Origin of the sequence: Neobacillus endophyticus, assembly GCF_013248975.1 — a bacterium.
Taxonomy (GTDB): Bacteria; Bacillota; Bacilli; order Bacillales; family Cytobacillaceae; genus Neobacillus; species Neobacillus endophyticus.
Map to the genome: position 1 here is coordinate 409,861 of NZ_JABRWH010000001.1, position 22,811 is coordinate 432,671.

Consider the following 22,811-nt stretch of genomic DNA (forward strand, 5'->3'; position numbering starts at 1 on the left):
CAGTAAGGCTTTCGAACGAATTATATCATTTAAAGATCTAACCCAATCGAAATATATTTTACCTCTAAGAATTCTTCGATGCCGAAATGGCCGCCTTCACGTCCAAGACCGCTCTCTTTAAATCCTCCAAATGGAGCTTGGGCCACAGAAGGAAGCGCGTCATTAAGGCCAACGATTCCATATTCAAGCTGCTCTGTTATTCTAAATGCTCTGCTTAAATTGTCCGTATATACATAGGCAGCTAGCCCAAAGCATGAATTATTAGCACGTTCAATTACTTCTTCTTCTGTTTTAAAAGTAGAGATTGGTGCCAGCGGGCCAAAAATCTCATCTCTCATACATTCCATATCATCATGAACATCGGTTAAGATAGTGGGTGCATAGAAGTGACCGTTCTCTTGATCAGGCTTGAGACCAGTATATGTTACCGTACCGCCTTTGCTGACTGCATCTTTAACTAGGGAATCCACTTTTTTATAGGCAGCTTCGTCAATTAACGGTCCAATATCCGTCCCTTCCTCAAGTCCGTTACCGACCTTAAGCTTTTCTAATTCTGCTTGGAAAAGTTTAATAAACTTTTCTTTTACTCCTTCTTGTACATATACCCGGTTTGTACAAATACAGGTTTGACCTGCATTGCGGAATTTTGATTGAACGAGTCCGGCCGCCGCTTTTTCCAAATTGGCATCGTCCATAACGATAAATGGAGCATTTCCTCCAAGTTCCAACGAAACCTTTTTCACCGTATCCGCTGCTCCCCGCATTAACATTTTTCCAACTTCCGTAGATCCTGTAAAAGTAATTTTAGATACACGAGGATCCTTCAACCAAGCATCACCAATTTCTGAGGATTTACCGGTAATGACATTGATAACACCGCTAGGAATTCCAGCTTCATGAGCAAGTTCCACCATTTTCAATGCTGTCAGCGGCGTTTGATTCGCTGGCTTTACCACGCAAGTACATCCTGCAGCCATTGCCGGTCCTACTTTGCGGGTAATCATTGCTGCTGGAAAATTCCAAGGAGTAATCGCAGCTACTACACCAACAGGTTCTTTTCTTACAAGAATTCTCTTATTCGTATGTGATGCAGGAATAGTTTCACCGTAAATCCGTTTTCCTTCTTCAGCATACCAAGAGATGAAACTGTTTGCGTACTGCATTTCTCCGAGTGCTTCTTTTAATGGTTTCCCCTGTTCCATGGTCATAATTTTAGCTATTTCCAGCTTGTTTTCATCGATTAGCTGGTACCATTTATATAAAAGCTGATAACGTTCTTCAGCTGTTTTTTTCGACCATGTTTTAAAAGCACGATGGGCAGCATCAACTGCACTTGTTGCTTCAAGAGCACCTCCGGTTGGAACTGCTCCAATTATTTCTTTCGTAGCCGGGTTTACTACTTCTGTAAGCAATTCATAATTATTGCCAACCCATTCTCCATTTATATACATAGGGAATATTTGATAATTCTTTTTCAATGTATCCATTCTAATTTTACCTCCCAGCCGATACGGCATGACCATAAACTGCTTCAAACGCTTCTTCGAGAATATCCAATCCTTCTTCCAGCTGATCATCTGTAATCGTTAACGGCATAAGCAAACGGATCACATTTGAGAAAATGCCTGCACTCAATAATAAAAGTCCGCGCTCACCAGCTGCCTTGACAATTTTTCCAACCCCTTCTTTATCCGGAGTTTTCGATTGTCTGTCTTTAACTATTTCCATTGCACACATAGATCCAAGGCCGCGTACATCCCCAATACAATGAAAACGCTCTGCTAAAAGCTGCATTTTCTCCATTACTCTTTCCCCTAATTTTTGAGAACGCTCATTGAGGTTTTCACTTTCAATAATATCTAAAACAGTTAGTGCAGCTCGGCAGCCAAGTGGACTTCCGGAATAGGTGCCGCCAATTTCCCCAGCTTGTGCAGAATCCATGATTTCTTTCCTTCCAATGACACCGCTGATTGGCACCCCTGCCCCCATAGACTTAGAAATGGTAATTAAATCAGGTACCACACCAAAATGTTCAATAGCAAAATATTTTCCTGTCCGAGAGAAACCAGTCTGGATCTCATCGGCAACTAACAAAATTCCATATTTTGTACAAATTTCTCGAACCTTTTGAACAAAGGCGATATCTGGCACGATAAAACCGCCTTCTCCTTGTACAGGCTCCATTACCACGGCAGCGATTGTTTCCGGTGCCACATCACTTACTAAAAATTGTTCAAATTGTTCAATAATCATATCGCTATATTGCTGTTCGCTAATTCCATCCGGGCGGCGATAAACATATGGATACGGAGCGCGGTAAACCTCTGGAGCAAATGGACCGAATTCATACTTGTAAGGTTTCACCTTGCTTGTCATGGTCATCGTCATTAAGGTTCTTCCGTGGAACCCTCTTGTGAAAGAAATGATCCCCTGACGTTTTGTGTATTTTCTTGCGATCTTTACAGCATTTTCTACCGCTTCCGCACCGCTGTTAAAGAATACAACCTGTTTATCAAAATCCCCAGGAGCCAGTTCAGCAAGCCTTTCTGCTAGAGTAATATATGATTCATACATCAAGACATTGAAACCAGTGTGGATAAATTGACTGGCTTGTTCCTGCAGGGCTCTCACTACTCTTGGGTGTGAATGACCAACGTTGATTGTCCCAATTGCACCGGCAAAATCTATAAATATATTGCCGTCAACATCTTCAACAAGTGCTCCATTTGCTTTTTTCACAAATGCTTGACTGTTATTGCTTACCCCTTTTGGGACATATTTATTTCGGCGCTCCAATATTTCCTTTGATTTTGGTCCAGGTATTTCCGTTTGGAGCTTAACATATTTCTTTTCCACTTTCCTGCTCCCCTTCCTTGGCTGGTAAATCAGTACAAACTGTTTCCATATCCGGCTGTATAGTTAATTGAAGCAATCGGCAAAAAAGTGCCGATTGCCTTTGTAAAAGCATCATATTAACAAAATCTATAAAAAGTGTGCTCTTAACCTTTTACAAGCGCTAAAACTTCTTTAAATGTGCTGACAACTTTATCTACTTCTTCATAGCTAATGGTCAATGCCGGCTCAATGCGAATGGTTTTGGAATTGATCAAGGTACCGGCTACGAGAATACCGCGATCAAACATGCCTTTTGACACTTCATAGCCAATTTCATCCTTATGGAATTCGATACCAATCATCAAGCCTTGGCCGCGAATTTCCAAAACTAAATCTTCGTGCCCTTTAGCAGCCTCTTTTAAACTATTTAAGAAATACTCACCCACTACTCCTGCTCTTTCAGGCAGGTTTTCTTCTAATAAAATGCCGATCGTTGCAATAGCAGCAGCACATGCAAGAGGATTTCCGCCAAATGTCGTTGTATGCATGAACGGATTTGGGAACCAGCTCTTGAATACTTCTTCTTTTGCCACAACGGCGCCCGCAGGCATAACACCGCCGCCAAAGGCTTTCGCAAGACAGATAATATCTGGAACAACATTATACAATTCAGCAGCAAACATTTTACCTGTACGGCCCATTCCTGTTTGCACTTCATCAAAAATTAACAAGGCGCCAAATTGATCACAAAGTTCACGAACTTGTTTCAAATAACCTTCCGGAGGAAGAATAATTCCCCCTTCCCCCTGAATCGGCTCAAGGATTACAGCTGCTACATCTTCGCCAACTAACGAACATGTTTCGAACGTTTTTCTCATCATGTCAATATCGCCATATGGCACATGACGGAAACCAGGAATTAATGGAAGGAACGGTTTACGGAACATACCTTTTGCAGTACCTGATAAGGAGCCAAGGCTTTTTCCATGGAACGCACGAGTTGTAGAAATAAACGTAGTGCGTTCGCTGTACATTTTGGCAAGTTTTAATGCTGCTTCCACACTTTCTGTACCACTGTTGGTAAAGAAGGCATATTTTAAATCTCCAGGTGTAATATCCGCTAAAATTTTTGCAAGCATGGCACGAAGCGGATCAAGAAGATCCTGGCTGTGTAGAGCTTGGTGTTTTAACTGATCCGTTACTGCCTTTACAACTTTCGGATTCCGGTGTCCAACGTTATAAATACCGAAGCCGCCTAAACAGTCAATATATTCTTTTCCATTAACATCTTTAAAACATGATCCATTATCAGACCACTCAACTGCAGCAAACTGACCGTCTTTTGTAACAGATTTACGGTAAGTAAGGAATCCGGGGTTGACGTGTTCGCGGAAACCATCGACTGTTTCTTTTGTAATCCATGCCGCATCTTCAGTAGTTACTTCATCTTTTTCTATTAAACTTAAAACCTTGTTAATGTAATCAGTAACATTTTTCTTCTGTTCATTTTTTAATTCTTGTGATAGATCGATACTCATAAAATATTCTCCTTTTAATTTAGTCTTTTTTAAACCAGGCCGTTGATTTCCGCTCCGGGCACTTCGCTCCAATCAACAGAATGTTACATTCAAAAATGAGCTTTATCACAGCCAAATAATGAAAAACATTTAATCGATTTAATTTGAAAACCAACCAATCGGCTCAACTTGCAAGTTAATATTAATCTGTTTGATTTCCTGGAATTCCTCCAAACCAAATGTTCCAAGGCTGCGGCCGATCCCGCTTTGTTTATAACCGCCCCATGGTGCTTCATTATAGGTTGGATGATAGGAATTCACCCAAGTGATACCGGCGCGCAGCTTTTTAATGACACGCAAACCTTTGGCGCCATCTTTTGTAAACACTCCACCAGCTAAACCATAGACAGTTCCATTTGCCAGCTTCACAGCTTCCTCTTCATCCTCGAATTTTTGGATACAGACTACCGGCCCAAAAATTTCTTCTTGAACAATTCGCATGTCATGCTGTACATCAACAAACACTGTCGGTTCAACAAAATATCCTTTGGCCAATTCATCATGGATCATTCGATTTCCGCCGCAGGCAAGGGTTGCTCCTTCCTGCTTGCCAATTTCAATATAGGAAAGAACCTTTTCCATATGCGGTTGGCTTACAAGCGGTCCCATCTCTGTTCCCGGTTCATTACCTGGACCAACTTTGATTTGTTTGGCTCTTTCGACAAAGCGGGCAACAAACTGGTCATAGATGCTTGCCTCAACCAAAATCCTTGAACCGGCTGAGCATACTTGTCCTGACCCTGCAAAGATTCCAAACAAGGCATAATCGACAGCGGTTTCAAAATCGGCATCTGCAAAAATGATATTTGGTGATTTGCCGCCCAATTCCAAAGATACTTTTTTCATGGTATCTGCAGCTGTTTTCATGATATGCTTGCCTGTTTTCGTACCGCCTGTAAATGAGACCATGTCTACTTCAGGATGTGAAGCAATTTCATTGCCAACAATCGGTCCAAAACCCATTACCATATTGGCAGCACCTTTTGGCAATCCTACCTCTTCGAAAATTTCAAACAGTTTTGTTGGGGTAACTGGTGTTACTTCAGATGGTTTGAATACAATCGTATTTCCGGCAGCAAGTGCAGGAGCGATTTTCCATACACTCATCAATAACGGATAGTTCCACGGAACAATGAGACCGCATACACCTACTGGCTCTCTAACCACCATTGCCTGCATTGGATCGGCAACATGGTAGGTTTGGCCATCCGGCTTCGTAATTAATCCTGCATAATAGCGGAAACACGCTGCAGCATCGGCCACATCAAACCCAGCTTCTCTTAATGGCTTTCCATTATCCATTGTTTCTAGCTGAGTCAATTCATCGGCGTACTCATCTATTTTGTCAGCAACTTTTAATAAATAGGAGGCTCTCTCTTGGGCGGATAGATTGGACCATACCCCATCTTCAAATGCCTTGCGTGCTGCATAGATTGCTGTACGGGTATCAGCAACAGTTCCTTCTGGTGCATAGGCAATTACTTCCCCGTTTGCCGGATTAACTACTGGGCGTGTTTCTTGATTCTCAGCATCGCGCCACTCGCCATCAATATACATTTTAAGGTTAATCACTCGATTTTTTACCTCGACCATTCTTCATTCCTCCTTATGTTTACCCTCACTTAATTATAAATGCAAGAAACGTGCCAACTTGAAATATCGCTAGGGTCCCTATCTTTGTGTTACTTTTCTGAAAAATCTATTCATCACTGCATAGGTCTATTTCTTAATGCATAGCTTAAAACAAATATCCTAAAAAACTAAAAAACTGCTTCAGATATAATAATCTGAAACAGTTTTTTTTAATAAGACTGCATGTTTTCTATTTTTATATTTTTTTCAGTGAGGATTTTTTGATACTTTCGACTAACGGAAGATTGACTGATTCCCAAAGCTTTTGCAGCTTTGGTTGTTGTTTTGTATTGATTCATAGCCATGACGATTAGCTGTTCTTCCACGTATTCAATGGCGTCCTGTAATGGAATCACTCTCGTCACGACTGGGCGCATCTTTTTATGTTCGTATCCAAGCGATAAAAATTGACTGACAAATTCAGCGTCAATCGCAGGGTGGTCAGCTGTGACAACCAGTCTCTCGATAATATTTTGCAATTCCCTGACATTACCAGGCCATGGGTAAAATTCAAGCACATTTACAGCATCAGGTGTCAGATGATAATTGCGATCATATTTCTCGTTAAGCTGTTGCAGGAAGTGAAATGCCAAAAGCGAGATATCTTCAGTTCGTTCTCTGAGTGGCGGGATGTTAATCGGAATAACATTCAACCGATAGAATAAATCCTCTCGAAATGCTCCTTCCTCGACCATTTTAGCTAAATTTTTATTGGTAGCTGCAATAATCTGCACATCCACCTTAAATGGTGTTGTACTGCCGACAGGTATAACTTCTTGTTCTTGGAGAACCCTGAGCAGCTTAACTTGAAGGTGCATCGGCATCTCACCAATTTCGTCAAGAAATAATATTCCGCCATCCGCTTGTTTGAAATAACCTTCCTTGCCGTTTTTATCAGCACCAGTAAAAGCACCCTTGGCATAACCGAACAATTCACTTTCTAATAAATTTTCCGGAATGGCGCCGCAATTTAATTTAAGGAACGGCATATGTGAACGCCTTCCCAGTTGATGAATTGCCTGGGCGATGACCTCTTTTCCTACCCCAGATTCACCATGAAGCAGAACAGTGGAAGAGAAGTCAGCAATTTTCTTCACCTGATTCATTATTTTTTCCATTTTCGGACTGCAATAAATGAGCTTTTTCAAGAATGCATCCTTACTTTTAAAGGTGTCCAATTCCTTTTTATATTGTTCGGATATTTTCCGCATTTCCTGCAATTCGCTTTTTAAACGCGTCGTTTCGGTGATATCACGCGATGCTACAATAATTCGGTCGAGCTGATTTTTTTCATTAAAAACTGGATTTCCGACAGCAAGAATTTTCCTGCCTGTTTTTGTCTCTTGGACAACGGAAACCTTTTTCTTTTTTTCCATAACCAATCTAGTAACGGAAGGTGTAAATAACCCCTGGTCCTCAAGTTCTAAAATATTTTTCCCTATCAACTCTTTTAAATCAACCTGCCAAAAATCCAGAATAATATTTTCACTATAACGGATTAATTCGCCGTTGGCATTGACCACAAGAATTTCATCATAAATGCTGGACAATATGGCATTTAAGTCTTTATTCAAGTCTTTAATATATTCAATTTCCAACGCCATTTCCTCAACCATCGGCAAGTCCTGAACCACAATAATGATTCCTTCCACCTGATCGTCAGGGTTTAGAATCGGACTGTAATCAACCAGTACACCTGTCCCGTTCTTAAATTCCAAGTGATTGAGAATCGTTTTTCCGTTTGCAAACACAAGTTGAATATGCTCACCGTTAAAAACATTTTCGCCCGGAAAATTCAGCACTTTATCCGCACTGGATTTTATCATTTTTAAACCGGCTTCATTGCAATTAATAATCTTCTTTTCTTTATCAACAACAAATACGCCCATTGGAATGGAAGACAAAAGGATTCTAAGAAAATCAACGCTTTTATTGCCTTGCATAAAGAGCTCGGCAAGAACATCTTCCCTTTGGATATATCCCAATTGTTTGCCTCTTTCATCGGTAATGAAAGCAAACGGTCCGCCGATAATCTGGAATAGAACAGGCAATGAAAAATGCTCTGTTAAATGGCAAATACTCTCAATGGATTTGGCATTTAACATTAATTGTTCCATAGAATAGTGATTTTCTTCTAGCTTTTCTAATAGTTCTTTATTTATAGGTACATAGGCAAATAATTGCTCCTGCCTTTTTATAAATAGAAAGGGTTCCTTAAAATTTGCCAAAGTTGGTCTTAAAGCTTCTTCTGCCTCTATTGTGACTGATATGAGCGGTTTGATTTTTTCTTTAGCGACGGAAAACATAGCTTCATCCCCCTTAACTTGTCAATCCTATACTACCACTTTATTCTGAAAAATTTAAATAGAAAAATAGAAAAAAGAAGATGATGCTGACCCATCTTCTTTTTGCGTAAGGAAATGAAATGATTTATTTCAATACCTGTTACAATGTGCCGCTTTTTACCTCTGTTAAACTTGGATGTTGATTTCTACTCTAATAAACAAAACTTAATATTTCATTAGTCGCTTCCAGTGACAAATATATCTTCTTTTATATAAGCAAGGACCATTCCTGGAATTACGTAATCTCCCTCTTGAACTTCTAAAGATTCGATTTCTCCGCTTACACCTGTATGCACTTCTTCAACTGTGCCAATCTCCGTTTTGATTTTAAATAATCCTTCCCACTCGTATACTCGCTCAGAACTTTTGATTGAAATTTTTTCTACTCTTCCAAAGCATGGACTCAGAATGACGCCAAAATACATATAACACACCCCTATATTCATTAATATTGCTCATTAAATGACCGAGTCTGTAAAACAAGTTGGAAGAATTCTTGAAACTCCGGAATATCCTCGTCTTCAATTCCTAATTGGTTTGCCCAATGATGATCCATATCAATATCTTCCTGGCAAAGCAGCACCATTTTGCCTGTCTGCATGGAAGTGACCATGGCTTTCCCGAAAAAATGATCCGAATAGCCAATTGTTAAATCATACCTATGATTATGAGAAATTAGGCAATAATAATGCAACAGCTGCCGTTCTTTTTGTTCCGATAGAATATCCATTTTCATGCTTGAATCCTCCTTTTAATTTTGCTCAGTTAAAGTTGGACGTTGATTTCTGCATCATCAACAATATGCTTTAACATCACTTTCATTTTTAATATTTCAACCACCCTCTTAATCTTGATGCCTCTGCTACTTTTTGAATTCCTTCAATATAAGCGGCAATTTTCATATTTACTCCGTATTTTTTCGCGGTATTATATACATTGGTGAAGCTAGCAGCCATTTTATCTTTCAAACGGGCATCCACTTCTTCTTCGGTCCAGTAATAACCTTGATTGTTCTGACACCATTCAAAATAAGAAACAACTACGCCGCCGGCATTTGCAAGTATATCTGGAACAAGCAAGATGCTGCGTTCATCCAATGTTTGAATCGCTTCTTTTGTCGTTGGGCCATTTGCTGCTTCAATCACGATCTTACAGTTAACTCTCTTTGCATTGTGTTTGTTGATAACACCAGAAATAGCAGCCGGAATCAAAATATCACATTCTTTTTCTAATAATTCCTGATTGGAGATGGCATTTTCATAGCGATTAGAGACAATTCCGAAAGAATCCCTGTTTTCCATTAAATAAGGAATATCCAGGCCGTTTTCGTCATATAATCCGCCAAGCACATCGCTAATCCCAATTACCTTTGCCCCTAATTCATATAAGTATTGAGCTAGATAGCTTCCAACATTTCCGAATCCTTGAATGATAATGCGGGTATCTATTAATGACATTTTCCGCTTTTCACATACCATTTGAAGTGTATATAACACACCTTTGGAAGTAGCTGTTTCCCTTCCTTTTGAACCTCCAAGGGCTATTGGCTTCCCAGTAATAAAACCTGGAGAATCAAATTCACGAATATGATCATATTCATCAAGCATCCAAGCCATAATTTGCGAGTTAGTATACATATCAGGAGCAGGAATATCCTTGGTAGGACCGACTATCTGACTTACGGCTCTAACGTATCCTCTGCTTAGACGCTCCAATTCATCAAAGCTCATTTTTCTTGGGTCACAGATAATCCCGCCTTTTGCTCCCCCATAAGGTAAACCAGTAACGCCGCATTTTAAACTCATCCATCCTGCCAGCGCTTTCACTTCTTCCGGAGTAACATCTGGATGAAACCTGATCCCCCCTTTAGTTGGGCCAGTAGCATCATTATGCTGGGCGCGGTAGCCTGTGAAGATTTCGACCTGCCCATTATCCATTTTTACTGGAATACTAACTTCCAAGAATCTCATCGGTTTTTTTAAGAATTCAAAAACTTGTGTAGGGTAGTTTAAAACCTCTACGGCTTCTTTCAACGTTTCCTGAAACTCAAGTAGAGAGTTATCCTTTTCCTCTAATTCTTCTTGCTTTTTCTGATTTAAGGAATTAATAGCCATTTTACAAACACCTCATTTATTTTTGTTGTATAAACATAAAGCAAGTTTCATGCCAACTTTAAAAATCAATATTTTAAAAGGTTTCTATTAAGAAACATTGAACGCGCTATGAAAAATTGACTTTATTATTCAGAACTGCATAAAAAGGTGATTTACCTTCAAATTTTTGATGCAACATTTTCTTTTGTGAAAAATCTCCTTCTAATTTCGAAGAATATTCAATATTGCATAAATTATTCAATTATGGTTGAATAATCAATATATAATATGTATTTGGTCGTACTTATTACTTGGCATAAAAATTGCATTTTAATAGAGTGAAACTAAAATACAAACGGAGGAATTTTATATGAAATATCCATTAACGCCAGATGTAAAGCCAGAGTTTTGTACAACAGGTACCTTTATGCGTCTCCCAGCTTCGAGAGAAAATGCAAAATTAGCGATCGTTGGAATGCCATTTGATACGGCCGCATCATTCCGTGTTGGAGCACGTTTTGCTCCGCAAGCGATCCGTCAGGCCTCTATGACGTTATTTCCGTATCATCCTATTCATAAGGTATATCCTTTTGATGATTGCCAGGCTATTGATATTGGTGATGTCTCCGTCATTCCTCACAATATTCACAGAAGCTATGAAGTTATTGAAAAAGCCATGACAGAATTAATGGAACAAGGGATCATTCCAATCGGTATTGGCGGAGACCATTCGGTTACACTAGCCAATCTTCGCGCGGCAGCAAAAGTGTATGGACCGGTTGCCATGATCCATTTTGATTCACATACAGACACATGGGATACTTATTATGATGAAAAGTATTGGCACGGTTCTCCATTCATCCGTGCCTATGAAGAAAACTTGCTAATTCCAGATAAAGTTTTTCAAATCGGAATTCGCGGCACGCTTAATCATCCAGGCGATCTTGATGCCAGCACAGACTTAGGATACCATGTTATAACAACCCCAGAGCTAAAGGAACGCGGTTACCAAAGTGTCATTCAAGAGATTAGGCGAAAAATTGGCGATACCCCTTGCTTCCTAACCTTTGATATTGACTTTGTGGATCCTTCCTGTGCACCAGGAACTGGTACACTTGAAGTTGGCGGCTTGAGCAGCTTGGAAACTTTACAGATGATTCGCTCGTTAACCGACTTTAATTTTATCGGCTATGACTTGGTTGAAGTTTTGCCACCTTATGACCCGACACAAATAACTTCCCTTTTGGGAGCAACGATCATCCATGATTTTGCCAGTCTTACAGCCTTAAAAATAAAAAATCATAAATAAAACTGTAAAGAAGGCTTGTGTCAGATAAACACAAGCCTTTTCCTGAAAATTCCGTCTATTTTAGATAATTATTTATCCGCAAATATAGTTTTAGGCCTCCACATTGGAACTAGGATCATGAATCTGAGCAGGATGTTCAGGATTCCAGCTTTCCAAACGATCCGTATAGAAACTGCTTCGATACTTCCTCCGATAGTACAGGAGGGGAATAACCCCTATTACCAATGAACCAATTCCAACTAAATTTGTGATAAGATCCAGCTGTCTAATATCATAAATGGCAATAAACCAAAGAAAAATGCCTGCCACTAGTGGCCATATTATTCGCATAAATATGTCTTTCACTTTCCTGACTTTACGATAGTACCACGCACAGGAAAATCCAGTTAAACCATAATAAAAGGCAATCTGCAGTCCAATCGCATTAATCGCGTCTGTCATCAAAGAATTGACTCCTTTACTAAACGCAGACAGGACAAAAAGAACAAGTGCAACAATTCCAATCACAATACTTGATACCCATGGTGTCTTGAATTTCGGATGAAGTTCCCCGAATTTCTTGTTTATGACTTCATCCCTTCCCATAGAAAAGAAAGTCCGGGTCGATTGTAATAATGATGTTTCCAAGGTAGCAATCGTACTGATCATTACTGCAATAATGGCAATATCCCCCCATGGGTGCGGAAAAATTAGATCCCCGACAACTGGAAGTAAATTCGTACTTGCCTTGTTAATTTGATCGTCACTCAACCCCATTTGCAGGGTTACTTGCAGCAATTCAAACATTAGGAAAATACAAATCATTCCAATCACTCCTCCTTTTCCAGGAGCATTATGGCGGTCAGCAGTTTCCTCCGTCAAGTTTGCAGTTACATCCCAGCCCCAATAATAGAATGCCGCTATCAGTGATCCAGCGACAAATGTATTAAAGCTAAAACCGGAAGGCAAAAACCAGGCCCATGAAAAATGATGAACAGGGTGTGCAGAAAATTTGATCAAGGCTCCTATGGTGATGATTATCAAAATTCCAACTTCGAGAATAGTCATAATTTTCTGAAACTTGGCGGTAATTTCCACCCCTATCATCACTAAAATATTCATCGCTATAAACCAGAATGCACCTGCGATTGTGACAGCTACTACATTATTTGCTAACTTTGGAGCGATTAAATCTAATGTGACGGTACCGGCAGGCAATGACCCAGCGATCATAAAGAGTGTTGTTGAGATTAACAATGCCCAGCCACTCATAAACCCAAGGCTAGGGTTTATGGTCCTTCCGACCCAAGCATAACTCGCTCCAGAATCAGAACGCCAGCGATTCAGATACATAAACGCAAATGATATACCAAACATAACGATCGCTGCATAAAAAAGAGAACCAGGTCCCATTAATCCAACTGCTGCAACTAGTGAAGCCGTGCTTGCAGATAACGAATAAACAGGTGCTGTTCCTCCGATGCCCAACATTACCGATTCCAATGAACTGATGGCATTTGCCTTAAGTGATTTTGCCTTTGGCATAAACTGATACCGCCCCCTCTTTGACTCAGATTAAATAATGAAGAAACAAATGTAACCGCCTTTTAAAATAACCAAGTCAATCTGAATAATTTCAAGATAAGGTATAAGGCAACTATAGTCTAAAACCCCTCCTTAATGCTATTAAAGCGTCTATATTTGTCATGACTCATGAAAATGTTGGCCAATGGATCATTCCTCGTTCCATTGGCCAATAAAAATGTTTCCTAATAGTAGTTGTCCTTTCAAACATACCCCCTTATTTCCTAATTGCACTCACTATATATTATGCAAAAAGCATACCAACATGGATTCACATGTTTCCTCAAGTAAATCAAGCATATTAGTATTCTGATCAATGCATTTCTGAATAGCGTATGAAAAACTGCATAAAAGAGGTGAAGTAAAAGGGAAATATATCCAAATAATATTTAACTCTATCATAACAAACTCTTATTTAATTAACAAATTTGTCTTGCGAGTATCACCCATTTTTACGCTTTATCCATTTATAGAAAACAGCAGATTTTTTTAAAAAATCTGCTGCCTTTTAGGTACATTCATCTTCATTATTTCGTTTTTAATGCATACTCTCGAACCATTTCTGCAGTTACGAGTTTACGTGTCGGTACAATCCCTTTTTTAGCAAGTTCATTGATTTGTTGCGTAATATCATTGATTTTTTCAGTTGTAAAAGCTTTTCCCTGTCTGCATAATTCCAGTGCTTCCTCAATATACTGTTCACGCATTTGATCCAGAGCGACAAAGTCATTTATTTTTTTGTTTTGTTTATTGACATGTTCTGTAATTGCTTTATGTACACTCATTTTTTTCAGCTCCTATGTTTAAGTCAAGTATCTTCATTTATATTAGCAAGGAATGAATAAGAAGTTAAGTTTTTTAAAAAATTCAATAAAAAAGAGGGACGATCACTTTCCAGTCCCCCATTCCCCTTTTATATCGAAGATGATTGATCCGCTTCATCAAAAGCAAAATCAGCAATTTTGAGTTTAAAGAATTTGGTTTGGAACAGCATATAGATAAATCCGATGCTAGCCCAAACAAGTCCTCCAATAAGGGCATCAACATGTAAGTTCGCCCATAGTATTCCTGTTAATCCTGCACCAAGAATCGGCATAATCAGGTATGAGAAAATTTCCTTGGTTGTTTTATATCGTTTTTGGCGGAATATAAAATGAGCAATAACAGATAAATTTACAAACGTGAAAGCAATTAATGCTCCAAAATTGATAAAGGAGGAAATTAGCTCTAAGCTTGGCGTGATTGCCAGCAGTGAAACAAGTCCAACAATAACGACATTAAAAGTTGGTGTCCTATATTTTGGGTGGACATACCCGAACACCTTCTTAGGCAAGACACCATTTCGCCCCATAACATACAATAGCCTGGCAACACTGGAGTGGGAAGCAAGCCCTGAAGCAACAGCTGCAGCAAAAGCCCCTGAAAGGAAGACTATTTTAAAAATAGATCCTCCTACATATAGACCAACTTCAGGTAATGTATCGTCTGTAACTTTGAAATGAGCAACAGTTGGGAATAATGATTGTGCTAGATACGCACAGACGAAAAAGATGCCTCCGCCAATTAACACCGTTAACATAATGGCTTTTGGCATGATTTTTGAATCAATCGCTTCTTCAGCATACATCGTAACGGCATCAAAGCCAATGAAAGAGAAACAAACGATGGTAGCCCCAGTTAAAATATGGCCGAGTTGGATATCAGAATGGAAAAGAGGTTTTGTTGTTAGAAGTGATCCTTGTCCCATTCCATGGTAAAGCTGAACGACCCCAAGGACAATGAACGCACCAATTAAAACCACTTCAAATATCACAAGCAGCGAGTTAAAACTAGATGTCTTCCCCATACTAAAATAATTAAACGCTGTCACGACCGCAACATAAAGGATAACCCAAACCCATGCAGGAACTGCTGGAAATACTGATTCCATATAGATGCGAATGATCAAAGCATTTACCATCGGAAGTAGAATATAATCAAGCAGTGCTGACCAGCCTACCAAGAATCCAAGATAAGGACTCATTGTTTCCCGTGTGTAAGTGTAGGCCGATCCTGCACTAGGAAATTCCTTCACCATCTTTCCATAACTAATGGCCGTGAACAACATAACAACCAAAGAAACGATGTACGCCAGTGGGACAACACCATTCGTTTCATTTGACACAATTCCAAACGTATCAAATACTGTGGTAGGCGTCATATAGCCTAATCCTAAACCAACTATTGCCCACAAACCAAGTGAGCGCTTCAAAGTTACATTCTCCATGTATCAACTCTCCCTTTTAGTGTGAATCATCTTTTTGGAACAACAATCGAAAACGGTTACATTTAATTTCTAACATTTAGGCAGTTGTTGCCTCCTTTCATTTCATTTGCTTTTTAACTATTATTAATAGTTTCATAATTCTTATTGCAATTTCCGTACCAAAATTTTAATAGATTGAATCTAACTCAAAAAAAAGAAGAATTTTCTCAACTTTCAAACTTTTCAATGCGGTACTTTTCTACATTTTCCACTTAGAAACGCTATTATTTTTATGTAACATTGCATAACTTACTCATATACGCATAATGAAAACACTGAGTTTATGGTTTCAATAGGTTGAAAAATGATTTCTATAGCATAAAACAACAAAGACAGCAGAATTTCGTTTAAATTCTACTGCCTTTGTTGCGATATTTCAACCTATTTCGCAAATCGATGATGTCCAATTGTAACTGTTACTTGACGAGTGTTGATCCATCCACTTTTAGCAATTCTCGGATTATAGAAATATAAAGAGCCTTTTCCTTCACCACTATAGGCAATTGCCTCATTTACAGCCTTTTTCGAATCTTCATCCGCAGCCTGATTAATCGCGCCATTTTGAACTGGTGTAAAAGCATAGTGCCCGGAATGAGCTTGATAAATTACTTTACGTACTGTAGGAGGAAATTGGGGATTTTTAACTCTGTTTAAAATGACTGCTGCCACTGCAACCTTACCAGCATATGATTCACCTTTTGCTTCTGCGTGAACAAGACGTGCCATTAAGTCTTTATCCGCAGCAGAAATCGTAGAATTAGGAATCACTAGATTTTGCCCTGTATAAAGAGTTGTGCTGGCTGCGTGATTAGCCGCCATTAAATTATGGATTGGAACCCCGTACTTCGCAGCTACCTTCCAATAGGTTTCACCTGACTGAACTTTATGGGTTATGGAAGCAGCTTCTGTTTTTCCATTTAACGTAAATGCTGACATCGATAATATCAATCCTGCCGCTATCATTAACTTTTTAAATTTATTCATGAATACCTCCAATATTTTCGCTCGTTTCTCTACTTAATAGGCTAACAGCTGTAATCTTTCGTTTCACCACCCAATAAATGGTTAATTATTTTTAACTGCCTTCATTCCCAAAGTATCAGCATTTTAAAAGTCATTAGAAAAAATCCCCATTAATTTCTCTCATCCAATAAATGACTTTGGAGATACTTTTAGGATTAATTATGACAATTTATTTCAAACTGAAACATAAGCTCAGATTTCACAATTCTGGCAAAAACAACTACTTTTCAAAGTGGAATACATCCTAAAATTTGGGTAATATTAAGTTGAGTTACGATAAAAGGAGGCTTTTTAATGGATCATCAACTAATTTCCTTATTAAACAAACAAATTGCCAACTGGTCTGTACTATACATGAAATTACATAACTTCCACTGGTATGTGAAAGGGGAACAATTCTTCACCCTTCACGCAAAATTTGAGGAATTTTATAATGAAGCAGGTTTACATGTAGATGAATTAGCTGAACGTTTACTAGCAATTGGCGGTAGTCCTGTTGCAACGATGAAAGAATGTCTCGAACTCGCTTCAGTTCAGGAAGCTGCAGGTTCAGAGTCAGCCCAACAAATGGTCCAAGCTATTATTAATGACTTCTCAATGATTATTGGAGAATTGAAAGAAGGCATGAGCCTGGCTGGTGAATTAGATGATGAAACAACTGGAGATATGCTCCTAGCAATTCATTCAGGCCTAGAAAAACATGTTTGGATGCTTACCGCATTTTTAGGAAAATCAATATAAGAAGGTTGAGTCCAACTAATTATGTTGGACTTTTTTATATTAATGATTATAAAGATGTATTGACCTATCATTATTACTCCATTAATATAAAATGATCTTAAATATGGAGGGAATTTTTTGTGTCTCAAGTGATTGTATATAGCAGTAACCGCTGTCCATATTGTGAAAAAGTAAAAAGTTTTCTTAAAGACCATAACATTGAATTTGAAGAGCGTAACGCTTCTATACATAATGAGTATTTTGAAGAACTAAAGTCGAAAAAAATTTACGCAACCCCTGCTACATTCATTAATGGAAAGCTTGTGCTTGGCTTTCAGGAAAAGAAATTCAATCAATTATTAGGTTTGTCTGAGGCAGACAGTGAATGAAGGATAATCCGTATTAGAACACCTGTTACTTCAGGTGTTCTTTTTCGCATCACAATATTAAAGCGAAATGTTTCATTTTCTACTAAGCTGATTAGGAAAAAAGCGCCTTTTGATATTAAATAATCTCTCATAGTTGTCAGAATCTGTCGTAAAATGTACAATTTATTTGATACAAACTATCTTAATAAAGATAGGCCTACCTGGGGGAATGAACATGAAAAAAATTGGAGTGTTAATCTTAAGCGCACTGATCCTTTCGGCCTGTACACCGCAAGCATATACTGAAAACCTGGATGCAGGGAAAACAGCATTGGAAAAAGGAAATTATACGTCTGCAATTGCAAAATTTGAGGCTGCATTAAAGGACAAACAAACTGATGAGGCAAAAAATGATCTGGAAATCGCAAAAACTTTAAATGACAGCCTTTCACTTTATCATAAGGGTAATTTTGATAAAGCGATTTATAGTCTTACAAAACTATTAAATGATAACTCTTCTAATAAGGTGGAAGACAAGATTATCAATAAGGCAAACTCTCTGTTAAAAGAAATACAGAATACCAAAACCCTTGCTGATGCGATGCAGAATAAAATATTCGAGGGAAAAACATTATTAGGGGAGAATCAGTACGATCAAGCCATTGAGGTGTTTAAAGAAGTTTCAGAAACTAAAAAACTTACAGATATTGCCCCAATTAAGAAAATGAAAAAAGATGCTGCCGAACTGCTTGACGAAACAGCAAAAATGAAAAACGATGCTGATCAGCAGCAGTCACAACAACAACAGCAACAACAACAAACACAGAAAAATAATGCAACTCAGGTATCCCAAACAACAGGAAATACAAATACGCAGCAGCCAACATCATCTAACACTGCATTAACGACAAAACAAGCAGAAGACCTTGTGAAAGCACAGCTGAGTATTCAACCAGATCAAAATGTAAAAGTTGAATATGACCATAATGCGAATAACGGTGATTATATCATTCATGTCTATCAATTTATCGTTGATAACCCAAGCACTGGCGAGGGTCACTCAGAAACCATGGGCTGGTATGGAGTAAACAAGCAGACTAAAAAAATTTATAATGCCATTCAATAATAATGAAGGCTTCCGATATTAATCTGGAAGCCTTTTTTTGATTCCACTTGAAAAATGCAAATTTTCTCTAAGCGTAATTGTAGTACTCGCGGATATAAATATTGGCATGTTTTAGGATTCTACTAGAATCTCTTTCGAATAAATTGTTTTTATTCTCGTCAAGCGCTTCTTCTTCCACACCGCTCTATTTTTAAAGGGGCGAAGCGCATCTATTTCTAAAACGGTTGCCTTGTTACCTTCCACACCACACCTGTTTGCGGAATGTACCCCTCCCCCGTTCCTGGAGGTTTCCGATAGCCAAAATCAACAATATACAATTCCCCCTCTTTGCTAAACACAATATCAATTGGTCTTTCGACCCCTCCTCCATCTGATTCAGAGGCAGGAACTCCTCTTTCGTTCATGGCAAAGACAGTTATTTTGCCAGTGCTGGGATTAATTCGCGAGACCCTGTGGCCGACCACTGGTGTCAGCTTCCCTCCGGTTGTTTCCGGAGCTTCACTGCCAAATTCGGCGATGAATGCTTCATTTGTTGCGCCAAAAGAGGGATGATAATTAAAGTCAAATCCCATTGATGCCGAATGTGATGCAAACACCGCTATCGGTTTTGGGGGAACCATCGGATGTCTGGCCAACAGAAATCTCAACTGACTTTGTCCCTCTGGTTTAAACTTTGGATTCGTCACTGGCAATCCGCCCGTATAATCAGGCCAACCATACCACATTCCTTGCCTCACCCATTGAAATTCATCCGGCGATTCTACTACCGGTCTGCTTCCACGTACATCCATTCCATGATTTGTACAAAACAGATTTTGATAACGGTCAAATTTGAGCCCAAATGGATTCCGTAACCCCCAGGCAAACAACTCAAGTCCGGAGCCATCCACATTGGCTCTTAAAATACTGCCGCTCGCTTTCACCATTGGCTTTATGATTTCATTTGGATATACTGGCACCCCAAATGGGGAATAAGGCCCTGTCCGAGCAATATCCTTTGCACCATCTGTTAACAAGTCTTCCGTTTTAAAGTTTTCTCCGGCAACTTGTACATATGCTCCAGGATAGTCATGGAAAAATGGATACCTCTTGAGCCAATGATTATCCTCACCGACAATTCCTGAATTGGTTGCTGTTCCCTGACCAAAATACATTTTTCCATCCGCACCAAAGACGACACGATTGTTATGATGGTCACCATAGCTCGGCAGACCTGTAATCAAATCTTGTTTCTTACCGTCAAGACTTACGCGGGTAATGACACCACGATGGGAAACATATACATTTCCCTTATAGAAAGTGATACCGGTCAACGGCGGATTAAAACCATCTGCTAACAATGTTGGCCCTGTTGCAGTCATCCTATATACTTTTCCCTTTCCAGATGTGATACCGGCATCGGCAATGAGAAGTTCATTTTGATCTGTTATAGTAAGGCCAATCGGGGTAGTTAAATCTTTTTCAACCACTTCTATTTTATAGCCTGTAGGAAGCATAATCCTTTCTGTACGATACGTGCGTTTTGGCTGGACAGTTTGGACCATGCCATTTCACCTCTTTTTCCTTTTTATATGGCCATGTTAAAGGGGCAGTCCCCGCCCGCGCCAAGGTAACTCCCTGAGCCGTCCACAGATGTTCGCTTTTTTAGCGCCAAATCAATAGGTCTACTTAACAAAGCCTTTTCTATAAAAATATTCAAGAGTCCCCGTGCTTCATTCCAAAAAAAAGACTATCCCATGACGGATAGTCTTATCTTGATCTGCGCTGTAAACTAACCAAGCTAACAGTAATAATTGTAAAAGCTATGAAGGCCAGCATCGGGATAGTGATAAATCCAAGCCAGTTTATGTAATCCTTTGAACACGGAACTCCAGTAGTACACATTTCAAACTGCTGTAAATATGGAATTTTTTGCAGCAGTAAATGATAGCCTGAAATAAACATACCGATAATGGATAGGGGAAGCACATATTTATAAATATCTCTATCATTTTTGTAAAACGCAATTCCTAAAATAATCGCCAACGGGTACATAAATATCCGCTGATACCAGCATAGTGTACAGGGAATAAAATGCATAACTTCACTAAAGTACAGGCTGCCAAGTGTGGCAATAACAGCAGCAATCCAGGCAAACAGCAGTGATTTATTCATGCTATTTCCCCTTTGCGGCTTGATTAACCATTTTTATTAAATCATCCATTGTCTTGCCATCGAACATTTTTCCATTAACAAACAAGGTAGGAGTGCCTGTAACTCCTAATTGATCTGCATAATTTATATCTTTTTTCCATGCAGCATTCGATTTATTTGCATCAAAGTAGTGAACCACTTTATCCACATCAGATTGGTTTGCAACTTGCTTTAACGTATCTGTCAAAAAGGATTCCGTAAACACATCAACCTTTTCATCTTTAGGATTTTGCTTTTTGTAAAGAAGTTCATGAAATTTCCAAAACGTGTCATTTCCAAGCTCATGATAAACCGCTTCAGCAAATTTGGCTGCCCGCTCGGAATCCACATTAATAAATGAATCATTCATAAAATAAAATTTTGCTTTCCCGGTATTGATTAACTCTTTTTGAATAAGGGGAACAACGGTTGCCGAGAAATTTTTACAATTTGGGCATTTGTAATCACCAAATTCAATAATGGAAACCGGGGCTGTCTTTTTCCCAAGAAAGGGCTCATTTGAATAATCAATAGCACTCGTGGTTGTTTTTGTTTCTTCTTGCTTTTTGGAATGATTGCCTAGAAAAATAAACGCCAAAATGCATACTGCAACCAAACCAATCATCCAAAAAGTGAATTTAGCTGAAGAATTCACTTGCTTATTCGGATTCTTTGTCTGCTTTCCCATAATAAAACTCCTTTTAGGACTATTAGTAAATATAATGAAGCAATAATTTCGGTTAGTTTAAATATTACTTATCTTTGTTAAGATTGCAAATAAAAAATGCCATCCAAGTGGCATTTTTAAAATTGCATACATAAATAACTTAATGTTCCTAACTCATAGCTGCGGAAAATGGTTTTCGGCTGATTTGAACCGCACCCCATTGCAATGAACAAAGGAACAAAATGCTCTGGTCGAGGAACAGCAAGACTTGCATTCGGAGCTAATTTTTCATATTGAAATAGACTAATCAGATCCTGCTTTTCCATTTTATCAATTAACCAATCGTCAAATTGGACAGCCCAAGGCTCGGGTTCTGTCTGATTCCAATTGATGATCCGCAAATTATGGACGGTAACCCCGCTCCCAATAATTAAAACATCTTCATTGGACAATTCCTTCATCGCTTTTCCAATGCGATATTGTTTTTCCGGTTCTAAAAATGGATGGACCGAAATTTGTACGACCGGGATATTTGCCTGCGGATACATTTTATACAAAAGTGTCCATGATCCGTGATCAAGACCTCTGGTTGTGTCCAAATTTGCAGTTATGCCGGCATCTGCAAACAGTGTTTGAATTTTCTCAGCAAGGCTGACAGAGCCTTTTGCCGGATATTTGATTTCATATAACTCTGGAGGAAAGCCGTAAAAATCATAAATCGTTTCGTACGTTTGATCAATAGCAGAGACCGTTAATACTTCTTTTTCCCAATGAGCAGTAAAAATCACAATGGCTTTTGGCTGAAGTTTACCCCCAAGATCTGACAAAAAATGTGTATATAGAGTATCTTCCAGTGCCAGCATCGGTGAACCATGAGCTAAAAATAACGACGGCATCATATTTTTGACTCCCTTGTTTAATATTGATGTACATACTATATATTAGCTTATTTCATAAAGTCAAAATGAAACATGGTTTAAATCTTTCATTACAAATTCAGCCAAAAAAACAAGCTTGGGATGATCCCTGCTTTCATGTGCCAAAGTTTGAAGATAAAACCAATCTATAATTCTCTT

At 38.8% G+C, this 22,811-nt stretch carries 20 protein-coding genes; 4 read left to right on the forward strand and 16 right to left on the reverse strand.

Annotation, left to right across the window (positions count from 1 at the left end):
• Positions 1-29: 29 nt before the first annotated feature.
• From HPT25_RS02070 to HPT25_RS02105, 8 genes are all read right to left on the reverse strand, one after another.
• Entirely contained in the window at positions 30-1,451 is a 1,422-nt protein-coding gene (locus tag HPT25_RS02070; RefSeq protein WP_173070803.1) for an NAD-dependent succinate-semialdehyde dehydrogenase, read from the reverse strand.
• 43 nt (positions 1,452-1,494) lie between these two features.
• A complete protein-coding gene (gabT, locus tag HPT25_RS02075; protein WP_173059236.1) occupies positions 1,495-2,856 on the reverse strand; it encodes a 4-aminobutyrate--2-oxoglutarate transaminase in 1,362 nt (453 codons plus the stop codon).
• A 143-nt stretch (positions 2,857-2,999) separates the two neighbouring features.
• Positions 3,000-4,373 carry a putrescine aminotransferase gene (locus tag HPT25_RS02080; RefSeq protein WP_173059239.1) on the reverse strand — a complete coding sequence of 458 codons (1,374 nt, stop codon included), beginning with the start codon at positions 4,371-4,373 and terminating at the stop codon, positions 3,000-3,002.
• Between the two features lie 138 nt (positions 4,374-4,511).
• Complete coding sequence (locus HPT25_RS02085) at positions 4,512-5,984, reverse strand: aldehyde dehydrogenase family protein (protein ID WP_173070805.1); 1,473 nt, start codon at positions 5,982-5,984, stop codon at positions 4,512-4,514.
• A gap of 230 nt (positions 5,985-6,214) precedes the next feature.
• Positions 6,215-8,350, reverse strand: coding sequence for a sigma 54-interacting transcriptional regulator (locus tag HPT25_RS02090; protein WP_173059243.1), 2,136 nt, complete (start codon positions 8,348-8,350; stop codon positions 6,215-6,217).
• A gap of 215 nt (positions 8,351-8,565) precedes the next feature.
• Positions 8,566-8,814: a biotin/lipoyl attachment domain-containing protein gene (locus tag HPT25_RS02095; RefSeq protein WP_173059246.1), complete on the reverse strand. Its 249-nt coding sequence runs from the start codon at positions 8,812-8,814 to the stop codon at positions 8,566-8,568.
• A 20-nt stretch (positions 8,815-8,834) separates the two neighbouring features.
• Positions 8,835-9,125, reverse strand: a complete 291-nt coding sequence (locus HPT25_RS02100) for an SAV0927 family protein (RefSeq protein ID WP_173059249.1) — start codon at positions 9,123-9,125, stop codon at positions 8,835-8,837.
• Between the two features lie 88 nt (positions 9,126-9,213).
• The gene (locus tag HPT25_RS02105) at positions 9,214-10,503 is read right to left on the reverse strand and encodes a Glu/Leu/Phe/Val family dehydrogenase (RefSeq protein ID WP_173059252.1); all 1,290 of its coding nucleotides are present in this window, start codon (positions 10,501-10,503) and stop codon (positions 9,214-9,216) included.
• A gap of 349 nt (positions 10,504-10,852) precedes the next feature.
• On the opposite strand from HPT25_RS02105, the gene speB reads away from it, so the two are divergent.
• Entirely contained in the window at positions 10,853-11,791 is a 939-nt protein-coding gene (gene speB, locus HPT25_RS02110) for an agmatinase (protein ID WP_173059254.1), read from the forward strand.
• Positions 11,792-11,881: 90 nt separating this feature from the next.
• Here speB and HPT25_RS02115 read toward each other — a convergent pair whose 3' ends face one another.
• The 4 genes from HPT25_RS02115 to HPT25_RS02130 all read right to left on the reverse strand — a co-directional run bounded on the left by HPT25_RS02115 (position 11,882) and on the right by HPT25_RS02130 (position 16,643).
• On the reverse strand, positions 11,882-13,315 hold the full coding sequence (locus tag HPT25_RS02115) for an APC family permease (RefSeq protein WP_173059257.1): 1,434 nt from the start codon (positions 13,313-13,315) through the stop codon (positions 11,882-11,884).
• Between the two features lie 566 nt (positions 13,316-13,881).
• On the reverse strand, positions 13,882-14,139 hold the full coding sequence (locus tag HPT25_RS02120) for a YpbS family protein (RefSeq protein ID WP_173059260.1): 258 nt from the start codon (positions 14,137-14,139) through the stop codon (positions 13,882-13,884).
• Between the two features lie 128 nt (positions 14,140-14,267).
• Positions 14,268-15,620: an APC family permease gene (locus HPT25_RS02125; protein WP_173059263.1), complete on the reverse strand. Its 1,353-nt coding sequence runs from the start codon at positions 15,618-15,620 to the stop codon at positions 14,268-14,270.
• A gap of 420 nt (positions 15,621-16,040) precedes the next feature.
• On the reverse strand, positions 16,041-16,643 hold the full coding sequence (locus HPT25_RS02130; RefSeq protein WP_173059266.1) for a cell wall hydrolase: 603 nt from the start codon (positions 16,641-16,643) through the stop codon (positions 16,041-16,043).
• 333 nt (positions 16,644-16,976) lie between these two features.
• Here HPT25_RS02130 and HPT25_RS02135 point away from each other — a divergent pair, with 333 nt between their 5' ends.
• The 3 genes from HPT25_RS02135 (at position 16,977) to HPT25_RS02145 (ending at position 18,896) form a co-directional block, all read left to right on the forward strand.
• A complete protein-coding gene (locus tag HPT25_RS02135) occupies positions 16,977-17,423 on the forward strand; it encodes a Dps family protein (protein WP_173059269.1) in 447 nt (148 codons plus the stop codon).
• A gap of 119 nt (positions 17,424-17,542) precedes the next feature.
• Entirely contained in the window at positions 17,543-17,791 is a 249-nt protein-coding gene (locus tag HPT25_RS02140; RefSeq protein ID WP_173059271.1) for a glutaredoxin family protein, read from the forward strand.
• 214 nt (positions 17,792-18,005) lie between these two features.
• Complete coding sequence (locus HPT25_RS02145; RefSeq protein ID WP_173059274.1) at positions 18,006-18,896, forward strand: tetratricopeptide repeat protein; 891 nt, start codon at positions 18,006-18,008, stop codon at positions 18,894-18,896.
• 215 nt (positions 18,897-19,111) lie between these two features.
• Here HPT25_RS02145 and HPT25_RS02150 read toward each other — a convergent pair whose 3' ends face one another.
• The 4 genes from HPT25_RS02150 to HPT25_RS02165 all read right to left on the reverse strand — a co-directional run bounded on the left by HPT25_RS02150 (position 19,112) and on the right by HPT25_RS02165 (position 22,634).
• On the reverse strand, positions 19,112-20,440 hold the full coding sequence (locus tag HPT25_RS02150) for a PQQ-dependent sugar dehydrogenase (protein WP_173059277.1): 1,329 nt from the start codon (positions 20,438-20,440) through the stop codon (positions 19,112-19,114).
• A 205-nt stretch (positions 20,441-20,645) separates the two neighbouring features.
• The gene (locus tag HPT25_RS02155) at positions 20,646-21,050 is read right to left on the reverse strand and encodes a disulfide oxidoreductase (RefSeq protein WP_173059280.1); all 405 of its coding nucleotides are present in this window, start codon (positions 21,048-21,050) and stop codon (positions 20,646-20,648) included.
• Position 21,051: 1 nt separating this feature from the next.
• Positions 21,052-21,756 (reverse strand): DsbA family protein, encoded by a 705-nt coding sequence (locus tag HPT25_RS02160; protein WP_173059283.1) that lies wholly within the window; start codon positions 21,754-21,756, stop codon positions 21,052-21,054.
• Between the two features lie 116 nt (positions 21,757-21,872).
• Positions 21,873-22,634: a DODA-type extradiol aromatic ring-opening family dioxygenase gene (locus HPT25_RS02165; RefSeq protein ID WP_173059286.1), complete on the reverse strand. Its 762-nt coding sequence runs from the start codon at positions 22,632-22,634 to the stop codon at positions 21,873-21,875.
• Positions 22,635-22,811 lie beyond the last annotated feature (177 nt).

Coding starts and splice junctions, on each gene's coding strand:
- speB (WP_173059254.1), top strand. CDS start 10,853: ATGAAATATCCATTAACGCCAGATGTAAAGCCAGAGTTTTGTACAACA.
- HPT25_RS02160 (WP_173059283.1), bottom strand. CDS start 21,756: ATGGGAAAGCAGACAAAGAATCCGAATAAGCAAGTGAATTCTTCAGCT.
- HPT25_RS02115 (WP_173059257.1), bottom strand. CDS start 13,315: ATGCCAAAGGCAAAATCACTTAAGGCAAATGCCATCAGTTCATTGGAA.
- HPT25_RS02135 (WP_173059269.1), top strand. CDS start 16,977: ATGGATCATCAACTAATTTCCTTATTAAACAAACAAATTGCCAACTGG.
- HPT25_RS02120 (WP_173059260.1), bottom strand. CDS start 14,139: ATGAGTGTACATAAAGCAATTACAGAACATGTCAATAAACAAAACAAA.
- HPT25_RS02090 (WP_173059243.1), bottom strand. CDS start 8,350: ATGTTTTCCGTCGCTAAAGAAAAAATCAAACCGCTCATATCAGTCACA.
- HPT25_RS02095 (WP_173059246.1), bottom strand. CDS start 8,814: ATGTATTTTGGCGTCATTCTGAGTCCATGCTTTGGAAGAGTAGAAAAA.
- HPT25_RS02130 (WP_173059266.1), bottom strand. CDS start 16,643: ATGAATAAATTTAAAAAGTTAATGATAGCGGCAGGATTGATATTATCG.
- HPT25_RS02125 (WP_173059263.1), bottom strand. CDS start 15,620: ATGGAGAATGTAACTTTGAAGCGCTCACTTGGTTTGTGGGCAATAGTT.
- HPT25_RS02165 (WP_173059286.1), bottom strand. CDS start 22,634: ATGATGCCGTCGTTATTTTTAGCTCATGGTTCACCGATGCTGGCACTG.
- HPT25_RS02105 (WP_173059252.1), bottom strand. CDS start 10,503: ATGGCTATTAATTCCTTAAATCAGAAAAAGCAAGAAGAATTAGAGGAA.
- HPT25_RS02145 (WP_173059274.1), top strand. CDS start 18,006: ATGAAAAAAATTGGAGTGTTAATCTTAAGCGCACTGATCCTTTCGGCC.
- HPT25_RS02155 (WP_173059280.1), bottom strand. CDS start 21,050: ATGAATAAATCACTGCTGTTTGCCTGGATTGCTGCTGTTATTGCCACA.
- HPT25_RS02100 (WP_173059249.1), bottom strand. CDS start 9,125: ATGAAAATGGATATTCTATCGGAACAAAAAGAACGGCAGCTGTTGCAT.
- HPT25_RS02070 (WP_173070803.1), bottom strand. CDS start 1,451: ATGTATATAAATGGAGAATGGGTTGGCAATAATTATGAATTGCTTACA.
- HPT25_RS02150 (WP_173059277.1), bottom strand. CDS start 20,440: ATGGTCCAAACTGTCCAGCCAAAACGCACGTATCGTACAGAAAGGATT.
- HPT25_RS02080 (WP_173059239.1), bottom strand. CDS start 4,373: ATGAGTATCGATCTATCACAAGAATTAAAAAATGAACAGAAGAAAAAT.